The sequence below is a fragment of the Segatella copri genome, assembly GCF_019249655.2.
GTDB lineage: Bacteria > Bacteroidota > Bacteroidia > Bacteroidales > Bacteroidaceae > Prevotella.
Window position 1 is genome coordinate 2051774 of the sequence record NZ_CP137557.1, and the last position, 13204, is coordinate 2064977.

8 protein-coding genes and 1 riboswitch are annotated in these 13204 nt (G+C 48.5%); of the genes, 2 read left to right on the forward strand and 6 right to left on the reverse strand.

Annotated elements, in window-relative coordinates:
* The first annotated feature begins 18 nt into the window (after positions 1-18).
* Together KUA49_RS08090 and KUA49_RS08095 are read left to right on the forward strand one after the other, a co-directional pair.
* Positions 19-1482 (forward strand): hypothetical protein, encoded by a 1464-nt coding sequence (locus tag KUA49_RS08090; protein WP_218412288.1) that lies wholly within the window; start codon positions 19-21, stop codon positions 1480-1482.
* 51 nt (positions 1483-1533) lie between these two features.
* On the forward strand, positions 1534-6387 hold the full coding sequence (locus KUA49_RS08095) for a hypothetical protein (RefSeq protein ID WP_218412287.1): 4854 nt from the start codon (positions 1534-1536) through the stop codon (positions 6385-6387).
* 121 nt (positions 6388-6508) lie between these two features.
* Here the strand turns inward: KUA49_RS08095 and thiH are convergent, their stop codons facing one another.
* The 6 genes from thiH to KUA49_RS08125 form a co-directional block, all read right to left on the reverse strand.
* Positions 6509-7648, reverse strand: coding sequence for a 2-iminoacetate synthase ThiH (gene thiH / locus KUA49_RS08100; protein ID WP_119248892.1), 1140 nt, complete (start codon positions 7646-7648; stop codon positions 6509-6511).
* Between the two features lie 4 nt (positions 7649-7652).
* Positions 7653-9347, reverse strand: a complete 1695-nt coding sequence (gene thiC / locus KUA49_RS08105) for a phosphomethylpyrimidine synthase ThiC (protein ID WP_218412286.1) — start codon at positions 9345-9347, stop codon at positions 7653-7655.
* Between the two features lie 84 nt (positions 9348-9431).
* Positions 9432-10205 carry a thiazole synthase gene (locus KUA49_RS08110; protein WP_089542780.1) on the reverse strand — a complete coding sequence of 258 codons (774 nt, stop codon included), beginning with the start codon at positions 10203-10205 and terminating at the stop codon, positions 9432-9434.
* Positions 10206-10460: 255 nt separating this feature from the next.
* Complete coding sequence (locus tag KUA49_RS08115) at positions 10461-11111, reverse strand: thiamine phosphate synthase (protein ID WP_256624799.1); 651 nt, start codon at positions 11109-11111, stop codon at positions 10461-10463.
* A gap of 46 nt (positions 11112-11157) precedes the next feature.
* The gene (gene thiS, locus KUA49_RS08120; protein ID WP_203040651.1) at positions 11158-11355 is read right to left on the reverse strand and encodes a sulfur carrier protein ThiS; all 198 of its coding nucleotides are present in this window, start codon (positions 11353-11355) and stop codon (positions 11158-11160) included.
* Positions 11356-11449: 94 nt separating this feature from the next.
* A riboswitch (TPP riboswitch) is annotated at positions 11450-11546 on the reverse strand.
* Positions 11547-12422: 876 nt separating this feature from the next.
* On the reverse strand, positions 12423-13196 hold the full coding sequence (locus tag KUA49_RS08125; RefSeq protein ID WP_218412285.1) for a hypothetical protein: 774 nt from the start codon (positions 13194-13196) through the stop codon (positions 12423-12425).
* Between the last annotated feature and the right edge of the window lie 8 nt (positions 13197-13204).

A 13204-nucleotide genomic window follows, 5' to 3' on the forward strand; every position in this document is an offset into this window, starting at 1 on the left:
TAAAAACGGAAATAGAATATGCAGAAATCAAGATTTAGCATCTGTAAGATAAGCTCCATCAGGATGAACACCATCAGGATGAACACCATCAGGATAGGCATGGCGGTAGGGGTTTGCTTCCTCCTCGCACTAGCCGCAGGATGCAGTAGCGATGCCGATCTGCCACCCTATCCAGATGGCAGCAATGGAGATGCAGGCATGAATCAGCCTTCGGAAAACGAAGATGAGATTACGACTGTTCCCATCACCATCACTCTGGGCGGATTAAGCGGCAGCGATGGCAATGCCAAGCAAGATGGCAGAAACACCCGTGTAGCCCCTCCTGGTGCAGGATCCTCTTCCTCGTCGGGCACAATAGGTGAGGACTACGGATATGCCGAGACCGACAACGTCAATGCCGTAAGGCTGATAGCTTTTCGCCGAAGAGTTCAGAACAATGGAGAAAATACTGCAACCTATAATGCCGCAGTCAACGATATTCAGGGCTTCGAGTACGACCCTACCAACGACAAAGTGATTACTGGGAAACCCACGGTAGAAGACGTCAATGAAGACGATTATCTTTCGGGAAAGCCCCACAAACACTATGTGGTAAAGGGCACCTTCGGCATCAGCAGGGGCTACGAATATCGCATCATTGCCCTCGCTTACAATAGCCAGGAGAAATCGCCCTATCCGCAGTATGAGGAAAACAATGTGGTTACCACGGAAATGCTCAATTTAAAAAAAGGTACTACATTTCAGGAGTTCAAGGCCACGTTTGCGAGTTACCTGGTCAATGATGACAAAACCGACACCCCCAACAACTGGCTTGACTATCTAAAAAAAATAGGTCTCTTACTGTATCATGTAGATTGCTTGAGCCGCCAGCTCATCACGGTGCCGCAGCTCTTCTATGGCACCTTCTACCAGAAGGGAGATGTCACCCAAAATCCAATCATCTCTTCGGCTGATTACCAGAAGGAAAATCTGGGGAACAACACCCCTACGCCGCTTGTAGGAACACTCTATAGAGGCATGGCAGAAGTGGAGGTTCATATCACTCATGCCGCCCATTACAGCAGTATATCGCAGACGCAATGGTATTGCCTACTTGCCGACAACGTGCTTACCCAGATGCCTCTTACCAGCTACGACGGTTTTAAGCAGGGTAGGGAACCTATCGAAAAATATCCCAAAAAGGGAGGTTCCTATACAGCCATCGCCTATGCCCCCTTCCCAGGTAAAGGCAAGGAAGTGGTGCTCAAGGCATTTGTGCTGCCAGGCAAGACCCATCTTGCCGTGAGAATAGGCTTCGATGCCTATCCTCACGCCCACAACTATCAGATAAAGGCAAAGGATATGATGTCTTCTGAAGCAGCTACGGGCGTTATCGTGGTAGATGGAGTAAGCAACCTCTTCTATCTGAGACGAAACCATAAATATGTCTTCACATACGCTGATCAAAGCAAACTTACAGACTCCAGACATTTGCTCGAATAAGATCAAGAGAATTATCAAGACGTTATGCTATGTTTTAAAATCAAACAGACAATGAAACTGCATTTTATATATAAAACTTTCATATCATTTTTGTTGGCATTCCTGATGGTTGTGCCCGCCTCTATCCAGGCGGCACAACCCAAGGATGACAACACCAGTCCCTATTTCGAGAGTGCTGCCGTTAGAGACTCGTTCAAGAACTGCAAGAAACCCATCTGGACCAACAACTGGGATGATCTGCCAGCCGACACGCTGCAGAAACATTTTGTGGAGTTCAACAATGACCCCAAATATGGCAACATGACATTCCGTGAACTGCGCAACCGCCGTGCCCTTACGGGCGAATCGTGCACCATTAACAAATTGATTGGTGTGGTAGGCGTAGGCAGCTGGGCAAAGGATATGGGCGCCCTTACCGACGATTCACTCGACAACTATGCACAGGTGAACTCCGTGGTACGAGCAGGGGTAACCGTAGACCCGATAGTAAGTGTAAAAGATATGGATAATTACTATTCCAAGGGAACGGTGGCAGGCTTTACCATCGTGGCTGGTTCGGGTAGCAGCGTGCTGAGCCTCGATGTAATCAAGGCATTCTCCATCGGATTCTATCGCGACGGCAAACTGAAGGGTGTGAAGGCGGTAAGGGAAGGACAGAATGGTTCGGGAGTAACGCTGAAGCTGCTCCAGATACCGGGTTCCGACAACATCTGCGCCATGCTGACTGCAGAAAGCGACTGGCTCTTCGATGAAATCACTCTCGACTGCTCGGGCGGCATTCAGGCAGAAGTGGCGAATATTCTGAAAATCAAATATGCCTTCGTGGGCGAATCTACGGAGTTTACCGTCACCGATGGAGGCATCAAAAAATACAACGAATATTTCAAAGACGACAAGCAGGTAGCGCTCAAAGAGATGAAAGGCTGGCGCCCTATTATCCTCGGCATCCCCCTGCCTTTCCTGGACAAAGATATAAAGAAGATGACAGATGATGATCTGGACAATTTCGCCACCATCGTCCCTCTTCTTGACATAGGTTACCAGGGCGGAGCCAAGTTTATGATGCAGAACGACAAGAACCCGCAAGGCGAAGCATTCGAGGCTGGCATGGAGGCTGGCTTCAAATACAAGATGGATGCCCTGCTGAGCCTCAATGCAGGAACATGGGTCAACGTGCTGCTCTTCGACCACAAGGGAAACAAGGTGCAGGAAGAAACGATTTCTGCCCAGGTGCTCCACCTCTCGTTGGTGCAGATTGGCGACGGAACGGTGAGCATCAAGGCAAAGGTGCCGTTTTCAGGATGCGAAATCAGATTCCTTACGGTTCTCGGAGTTGACGCAGGCGCCATCGGCATCCACTATGGATTCGTAAGAATGGCTCCAGATGTATCCCACCGGTGCCCCATCAATCCTACCATCAGCAGCAATGTCTGCCAATCGCAGACTTCGTTTACTCTCCGTTCTAATCCGAAAGTAAGCGTAACATGGAGTCTGGTGAATGCCTGGGATTCGAAAAATAACGATATTCTTGCCACCACACCTGTAAAGGTTACCTCTGCTGGTCAAGTTACCAATCTGGAACCTGGTAAATATACCTTCAGGGCCACGGCTCAGGACGGATGTTATGATGAAACCACCATTACTGTAGGTGGTTTTAATGATGGAAATACAACTTGCGGCAAACCACTTGTCAACAAACTGGGTGAAGATTTCTACGAGGTATCGCCTAAGATTCACGAAACATCCGGCTCGTTGCTTTCTATCTCTGAACTCAAGGATAGAGACAATATTATCAAGGGTGATTATGATCAATATGCCGAATATATAGGTGGCTTGAGTCTTGCCGATAACCTCTGCATCATCGGAATTCACCGTAAGGATGGTCAACTGATATACGATGCTACCGACCGGCACGAAGGTGAATCAGAGCCGGATGCCGTCAAGAGAGCTCAACCTAAGCGCATTGGTTTTGTGGTAGAGGCTGATGCTACAGTAATCAATTTGCATGCCCTGCAATTCCTGCAGATACGCTGCTATAACCAAGGCAAGGAAGTATATCGCCATCTGATAGATGAGAACAATGCGATTGGTGCAGATATCGCAGGTTCAGGCAAGCTGCAAAAGATAAGATATTCTATCGAAGTTCCAGCCTACGACAGCAAAGGCAAACAGATTCAGATGGATGAGTTCCAACTCTGGAATTCGGGTGTACTCAATCTGGGCGGTTCTAAACTCCGTATTTACTATGCTTTCATCGAGGAGGCTGCCGATGACTGTTCTTCGCCACTTGCATGTAGCAGTCTGGTGATGTCGCATAATCATTCACATACTACCATCAATGCTAATGAAACCAAATTTGGCGGAGCGGTGAGTGTGGCTACTGTAGATGATAACTTAGGTTATCTGGTGGATGATGACTTGAATACCTATATGGCGGTTGCCAATACGGTAAGTCTGGGAGTTGGTCAAACATTCGCCGTAAAGATGGGTAGAACACTCGACTATCATCATCAGTTGGGAATTGTCATTGACAACAAGACTTTCCTGGCAGCCGTAAATGTAGGAGACTGGCTAACGGTAGAAACCTTCAAGGATGGTAATTCTACGGGAGATAAATTTACCGACTGGAAGGTGATTTCCGCTGATGTAGCGGGTTATGGCGATAAGAATATCCTCTTCTTTCAGCCAAAGAAAGCGTATGACGAGGTGCGATTAACTTTAGGCAAAATTGTAGGCGCATTGGATGTGCAGAAATTCTACGGACTCGTGACACGTGGTGATATTGATAATGATGGTATTCCTGACTGTAAGGACGACCAGTCGTGCGTAATTGGTGTAAAAGATATCGTTGTCAACAATGTATGCGTTGGAGATACGATTGTCGTAACTGCTACCGGATTGACCGGAGTAGATTATCATCTTTACTTCGGTGATAAGAATGCGGGAGATAATGGCATCGTGTCTCTGCATTCTACAGCAGACACCAAGAACAATATCCAATATACCTATACCACCAAGGAGCCGGGCGAATATCAGCTCACCTTCTTCGACGGCAGCTGGACGCCACTCTCTTCTGTAGTATATCAGGTTCATCCATTACAGACCCGATGGCTTCCGAGTGCATCTACCAATGAATGGAACAAATGGGACAACTGGAGCGACGGTTCGCCTTACTGCTGCACCAACGCCATCATCTCGTCGGATGCCGATAACTTCCCAATGCTGGGAACGCCAGTGAAGCCAGCCGACTACTGCTGCAAGGACATCTTCTTCGAACCCCGTTCGGCGGTGGATAACGTGCCATCGCTCAACTATCGCAAGGCATGGGTAGAACTGGAGCAGAAGCCGAACCATTACTATCTGCTGAGTGCACCGCTCAAGCAGATGTACACGGGCGATATGTTCATGCCTGCCGACACTACGAAGGCGAAATACTTCGAGGAGCTGAACGAAGAAAACTGGAAGGAACAGCGCTTCAACCCGAGCATCTACCAGCGCCTCTGGGCGGCTGCGCATCCGGGTAAGATTTATTCGCTAGACAGCAAGGGAAATCCGGTTTTGACGGATGAAAAGCTTGCCGTGAACAAGGCCACCTGGTCGCACAACTTCAATGCCGTGGCTAAGCCTTACGGCATGGGTGAAGGCTTCTCTATGTGGATAGATAACGGCAATCTGCCGGCTACCAATAAGTTCAGTATCCGCCTGCCTAAGGCGCATAAAGAATATAGTTACTTCGTGGATTACGATCAGGAGAAAGTGGCTAGTGAAACAGTGACGAAAGATGCAAATAAGATAAACCGCTTCATCTACGAACCGGATTCTCCGCATGAGGGCGACTTGACGATGGAATATAAGTATCTGTCGGAAGGCAAGGAAGTGACGGAGAACCGCACGGTGTTCGTGGGGCAGAGCGAGTATCAGATTACGCTGAAATCGGATATTCCTACGCAGACCTTCTTGCTGGGCAACCCATTCATGAGCCGCCTGAATATCAAGAAGTTCCTGGAGGCGAATGGGAACGTGAGCAGCGTGAAGGTGGAAGTAGAGAATGAATCGGGAGGCATGGAAGAGCAAACTGTAAGCAAGGTCGCTTCTACGGGCAACGCCACCACCATCGCCCCAATGCAGGCATTCTATGTTACCACAAATGATAAGGCGAGTACGCAAATCACCCTGCTGCTCACCCCAGAAATGATTGGTGGAAGCAAGAAGGCTACTGAGGAAAGTAAACCTGCTGAAGCCAAGGGACTGAAAGTGTGTGTGGAAAGCCTGAAGACGCGAAGCAAATCAGCAGCTATGCTGGTGATGGAGAATTCTGAAACTGCTTATGATGCTTCTGCCGGTTCTTCTTTCAAGAGCTCTTTATTGGTTCCAACTCTTCTGGATAGTGAAGTGAAGTCACCTTTGAAGGTATTTGGTATTCAGCAGAGTCAGGCTTACGATATCCTTCCGATGACTGGCGCTACATCTTTAGGAATCTATCTGTTGCAAAAGGATAGCATCCGTATCGAGGTAAAACCTATTCAGGGTGTTGATATAAGCGGATATGTTCTCCATGATATGCTTTCGGGTGCCGATTATTCACTCGATTCTCCTATCATTATTGCGGATGCCGAGACCTCGTTAGGCAGATTTGTTATCAGAAGCCGTTATGGAAGTACAGATGTGACATCTGTCGATACTGATCAGCGCATCAGTATTGTTCAGGAAGGTTCTTCTGTCCTCGTGCAATCTGCCAGCGGTCTGCTCAAGAGTGTTAAGGTCATAGACCTGAATGGCAGTATCATCAGCAGGGTACAGGGAAATGGTTCAAGGTGTTTAAAGGCGAGCATAGCCACAGGCATTCAAATCATACACATAGAATTGACAGATGGTAGAAGTAAGGACTATAAGATGATTTTCTAAGTGAAATCAGAATAGCGAATTACATCTTTTACTTATAATTATCCCTGCCAGCTTGTGAAAGCTGGCAGGGATTTTTATTTGAAAATCAAAAGATTCAAAGATATTATATGTTAAATCTTCTTTATCCGTTTGCGATATTTCCAAACAAATCGAATGAGGCATCCCAATCTTTCCAGACTGGCTCTCTGCCCAATTCCTTCAATCTCGCATTGATTACCTTGGCGGTACGCTCATCGCTCACGGTGAACTGCTCCAATGCCTGAGGATAAGTATGGTAACCACCAGGATTTACCTTTGATTCTGCCGACATGGTGGTGACACCCAGTGTTGCCATGTTGTCACGGATGTAGGCAGGCTCACGAGTAGAGTAGGAGATATCTACATCGTGGTCGAAGATACGCATGGCGAAAGTAGCCTGTGCCAACTGCTTGTCTGTCATGAAGCAGTTTGGCTGGAAACCTTCGTTCTGTGCAGGGCGCATACGAGGGAAGTTCACGCTGTACTTGGTCTTCCAGTAGTGCTTCTGAAGGTAGCGCAGATGATGAGCCATCATCACTACATCCGTGCGCCACTCCTTCTCCAGACCGATGAGCACACCCATACCGATGCTGTGAACTCCTGCCATACCCATGCGGTCGAAACCATCGCAACGCCACTCAAACTTGCTCTTCATGCCACGTGGGTGGTAGAGCTTGTAGTGCTCGTGGTTGTAGGTCTCCTGGAAACAGATGACACCGTTCATACCATGGTCGGCGAGGGTCTTGTAATCCTCAGTAGAGAGCGGCATCACCTCAATCTTCACGTTAGAGAAATACTTCTTGGCGATGTCGATGGCCTTGGCAAGATAAGGGGTGCCAGCCTTTGCCGGGTTCTCGCCCGTAACGAGAAGGATGTTCTCGAATGGAGCCAACTGCTTGATTGCCTTGTACTCGTTCTCAATCTGCTCTGGGGTGAGGATGGTGCGGGCCATCGGATTCTCACGATGGAAACCGCAATACACGCAGGAGTTTGAGCATGAATTGGTGATGTAGAGAGGAATGAACATCGACATGGTCTTGCCGAAGCGCTCCTCGGTATATTTGCGGGAAAGACGCGCCATTACCTCCAGGTATGGTTCGGCTGCCGGTGAAATCAGCGCCATGAAGTCGTTCACATCGCAATGGTCCTTGGCAAGGGCACGACGCACATCGTTATCGGTCATTCGAGCAATGCGCTCCGTGGTCTCCTCCCAACTGATATTCTTTAATTCGTCTGAAAACATTTTCTTACTTTTTAAACTTTCTCAAATCGTGTGTCAACTTGGCTGCGCAGAAGTTTGGACCACACATGGTGCAGTACTCACCGTCTGTATGACCTGCCTCCTCGAAATACTTCAAGGCGAGCTCTGGGTCGAGTGAGAGGTGGAACTGGTCTCTCCAGCGGAACTCGAAGCGGGCCTTGGAGAGGGCGTTGTCGCGGATGGTTGCACCTGGATGACCCTTTGCCAAATCGGCTGCATGAGCGGCAATCTTATAGGTTACCACACCTGTGCGCACATCTTCCTTGTTAGGCAAGGCGAGGTGCTCCTTTGGTGTTACATAGCAGAGCATGGCAGTGCCGAGCCATGCTATCTGGGCGCCACCGATGGCTGAAGTGATGTGGTCGTAACCTGGAGCGATATCGGTAACCAATGGGCCGAGGGTGTAGAATGGTGCCTCGTGACAGTGGTCGAGCTGACGCTCCATGTTCTCCTTGATCTTCTGCAATGGCACGTGACCTGGACCCTCGATGAATGCCTGTACGTTCTTGTACCAGGCACGGGTAACAAGCTCGCCCATGGTATCCAGCTCGGCAAACTGGGCTGCATCATTGGCATCGGCGATACAGCCAGGGCGCAGACCATCGCCCAAAGAAAGGGCTACGTCGTACTGTGCCACGATGTCGCAGATGTCGTCGAAGTGCTCATAGAGGAAGCTCTCCTGGTCGTGGTAGAGACACCACTTGCTCATGATGCTACCGCCACGGCTCACGATACCGCAGAGACGGCTATCGGCGAGATGCACGTTGTGGCGACGGATGCCGGCATGGATGGTGAAGTAGTCAACACCCTGCTCGCACTGCTCGATGAGGGTATCACGGAATACCTCCCAGTTCAGATCCTCTACCTTGCCGTTCACCTTCTCCAAAGCCTGGTAGATAGGCACGGTTCCTACTGGTACAGGGCAGTTGCGCACAATCCATTCACGGGTTTCGTGGATATTGTCGCCGGTAGAGAGGTCCATCAAAGTATCGCCTCCCCACTTGCAAGACCATACAGCCTTATCCACCTCTTCCTCGATGCTGGAAGTAGTGGCAGAGTTACCGATGTTGGTATTGATCTTCACGAGGAAGTTGCGGCCGATAATCATCGGTTCGCTCTCCGGGTGATTGATGTTGGCAGGAAGAACGGCACGTCCGCGTGCAATCTCATCACGCACATACTCAGGAGTGATATGGGTATCGATGCCCAACTCCTGGCAGTTCATGTTCTCGCGGATAGCCACGTACTCCATCTCTGGAGTCACGATGCCAGCCTTGGCATAAGCCATCTGGGTGATGTGCTTGCCAGCCTGAGCACGGCGAGGCAACTGGATGTGCTCGAAACGGAGATGGTCGAGGCTATGGTCAGCAAGACGCTGCTTGCCATACTCGCTGGTAACCTCCTTGAGCTGTTCGGTATCGTTGCGGTCGATAATCCACTGCTCGCGCATTCTTGGCAAGCCCTTCTTCAAATCTACCTGATAGTTAGGGTCGCTGTAAGGACCGCTGGTATCGTAGATGTAAACCGGAGCGTTTGGCTCTGTATGTGGAATGCCGCGCTCATCCTTCACAACAGTAGGAGTGAGGTTAACCTTGGTCATTCCAACCTTGATCTGTGGGAAAAGTTTTCCCTGCATATACGCCTTTTCTCTCTGGGCGTAAGCTTTCTTATCGTTTGGCATTTTAATGTCGTTGTTAAATTTAATGTTGTTATACTAGACTATGTATTATATATATAATAATGTATATAATATAATAATGTGTAATTAGTCGTTGAGGAATGCGGTGAGTGGAGAACTTGCCTCGGCACAATCGCTGATGGCTCCGAGACCTGCCTCGTAAGCACGGCGACCGCATACCACTGCCTCCTTGAATGCCTTAGCCATTTCTACTGGGTCTCCGGCTACGGCGATGGCTGTGTTGACCAAGCAAGCGCTGGCACCCATCTCCATGGCCTCGGCTGCGTGGCTAGGCGCACCGATACCTGCATCTACTACCACAGGAACTGTAGCCTGCTCGATGATGATCTGCAGGAAGTCCTTCATTCTCAAACCCTTGTTGGTACCGATAGGTGCAGCGAGTGGCATCACGGTAGCGGCACCAGCCTCTTCGAGGTGCTTGCAGAGGGTAGGGTCTGCCTGGCAATATGGCAATACCACGAAACCGAGCTTTACCAGTTTCTCGGTAGCCTTCAGAGTCTCGATAGAGTCTGGAAGAAGATAGCGAGGATCTGGGTGGATTTCGAGCTTGAGCCAGTTGGTTCCGAAAGCCTCGCGAGCCATCTGTGCTGCGAATACAGCCTCCTCGGCGTTGCGCACGCCACTGGTGTTAGGAAGAAGCTGGATATTTGGGTTCTGCACGATATGAGAGAGCAGGTCGTCCTGCTTGTCTTCGAGTTCGATACGCTTCATGGCAACGGTTACCATTTCTGTTTCAGAAGCCTTGATGGCTTCTGCCATGAGCTGGTTGTTGTTGAACTTTCCTGTTCCGAGGAAGAGGCGGGAGTTGAACTCTCGTCCTGCAATTACTAATTTTTCCATTTTTTTGTATTGTTATTTTTAAATGTTTTCTATTTGAATCCCTTCATCCGCCAGGCGTTCCGACGGATTTGCAATCCGTCGTTAAAAAATGTTCGACCACTTAAACCTGGGGATTTGTAATCCCCTTATCAACCTAGTTTGCTGCGGATTTCAAATCCGCAGATCTTAAATAGGTTGGGACCTTTTTTTTACGCCGGATTTCAAATCCGGCGGGACGCCTAGCGGGCTTTGTCTTTTCTGGACGCCTAGCGTTGCTTATCTGAATTCCCTCATCATTTCCATGATGTCATGGGTTTCTGATGCCGGATCCTTGGCGTTGAGGATGCAGCCGCTGAGGGCGATGCCGTTAACTCCCGTCTTCATGATTTCGGGGATATCCTCCTTGGTGATGCCACCGATGGCAACGATTGGGATATCGATATTTTCTGCCTTCATCTTCTGGATGATTTCTCGGTATCCTTCAAGACCGAGGATAGGAGAGAGCTTCTCCTTGGTGGTGGTGAAGCGGAACGGACCGCAACCGATGTAATCGGCACCAGCCTCATAGTGAGCCTTTATATCCTCGAAGGTATTTGCCGTACCACCGATGATGAAGTCGTCGCCCAGAATCTTGCGGGCTTCGGCAATCGGCATATCGTTCTTGCCCAGATGCACGCCGTCGGCACCCACCTCTTTCACCAGTTCCACACGGTCGTCGATGATGAAGGTAACATTCATGATCTTGCACCATTCCTTGACCTTGTAGGCGATGGGGCGCACTTCATTATCAGAGGCATCCTTCATGCGGAGCTGGACCCATCTGCAGAGTCCCGTTATCGCCTCGTGGATGCCATCCAGGTAAGTCATCTTCTCATTCTGGTGAGAGATGAACTGCAGTTGAAAACTGTCTAAAGGTATTTTTGCCATAGCCCTATAAACTATAAACTAAAAACTATAAACTAAAAACTATACCTTATCCTCCGCAGAATGCCTTGACGATCACGATGTCGGCACCCTCCTGGATAAGACGGTTTTCCCATTCATCACGTGGCACCATCTCGTTGCTGATGGCTACAGCGCAGCCTGTGGCTGGAAGGTCGAGCTCCTGTGCAAGTTCCTTTACGGTCTTTGCCTGAGTCTCTGTCTCTTTGTTGTTGATCATTACTTTCATAATTTTCCTATATTTACATTTATATACTTCAACTTTGTAAACACGGGTACATTTCTGAAAGATTCTTCGCTTCTTGCCAGAAAGAAGCAGATGGGATTGTACTTAAAATCAGTTTCCTGCGTCAGCATTACCTGCATCAGGTTCAATGGGTATAATCTCAGCCGAATCTATCAGCACCCCGTGATAACTGAATGCAAAAGTAAAGAGAAAATCTGAGATAGACGATAAATTGACAGAAATTTAATCTATATTAACTGAAAGTGATGAGTTTTTGAAGACGTTATGGCAGATGAAGGCATGAGGTTTGGAAAAGACACAAAAAAAGCGTGCAAGAAACTGATTCCTGCACGCTTCCGGTATATCGTAACGTAATTACATTCATTTAAGAAGATGCTTTAACTTGGTGCATCTTAACCACTTTTCTAACTCTCTTCGAGGAGGGGGTTATGCGCAAGCGCAACCACGACCTCTACTGATAGCCTCGCCATATATTGTCATGGCGTTCATGTAGTTATCAATGAAAGCCTTCAAAGCCTTCTTGATAGTGTTCATCAAATTTTTCATAACTGTTATCCTTTCTCTTTAATCATGTTAATACTTGGGCTTCTGTTAGCCCTTTTTCATTTTTCAACAACTTCAACAAGGTGATGGAGTAATTACTTACCCATCTCGATGTGGTTGTTTACATTGATTGCCTTTGCAATCATCACTGCTACTACTGCAAGTGCCATTACTGTTGTCATCATAATTTTTTCCTTTCTCTGTTTTTTGGTGGAGCCGTCGTGTTTCGGACTCCTGTTTCACATATTATCCTGTAACAATCTCTCTTACCTGAAACCTTCCGTCCTGATTGCTCAGAACTTGTTGTTTCTTCTTTTCGAGTGCAAAGGTAATGCCTTTTTTTTGAATATCAGCAACAATGGCATGACAAAATGATGAAAAACGACCTTTTTTTGACTCACGTCAAGAAGTGGCAGTCGGGGGCTTGATGCAGGTCAACTACTGTCACCCCATCAGCTCATTTTGTCGTTGTTTTCTCTGTTTTTCTAGTTTTTCTGCCTCTTTTCCTACTTTACGTACTTCAGAATCTCCTTGCTCTTCCTGCTTTTCCTGGCAGGCAGCGGCATGAATCCCTCGGTAAGTCCCGTCTTGTCGGTCATTGCCTGGAACACGGCGGCGGCATAATCTGCCAGTTTCAGTTTCCTGAGTTCCTCGTTGATGGCATCCTCATCATAATTGTCTGCATATAATAAGGTATGCAGGTCGTCGAGATAGCTTTGCGGAATGTTCTGATGCGGCATGCGGCTCTGTATTTGCATAATTTGGGCAATGATGGGCTGCTCCGTCTGCTTGGCGATGGCTTCTGCCTTGCGCTGCTCGTAGTCGGAGAGGGTAGTGAGGCTGGTGTCGTTCCAGTCGTGCATCATGCCGTCGAGGGTGGTGAGATGACTGTAGCCGAAGTATCGGGTCAGGATGACGCGGTTGTTCCAGCCCAGTTTCATCAGATAGTTTCTCTCCATCGGCGTGCTCGCCACCAGCAGGTTGGCATGCTTGTACATGCTCTTCTGGTACATCAGGGTCTGCATCAGGCGCTTCAGATGCGGATTCTGGCGATTGCGCTCGGAGATGTCGCCCAGTGGGCAAACGATGTATGGGATACCCATCTTGCGCGATTTGCTGGCAAGTTGGGCACCCTTTCTTGTCCATGCTCCGAATATCAACACTATGTCGGCATCTGCCAGGTTCTGGCAGATGTCAAACTTCTGGTTCAATGCTTCGATGTAAGGTAGATACATCTGAAGCATTTTCTTCTCCTTGGAAATGAACAAATAGATTCTCATCGTTTTTT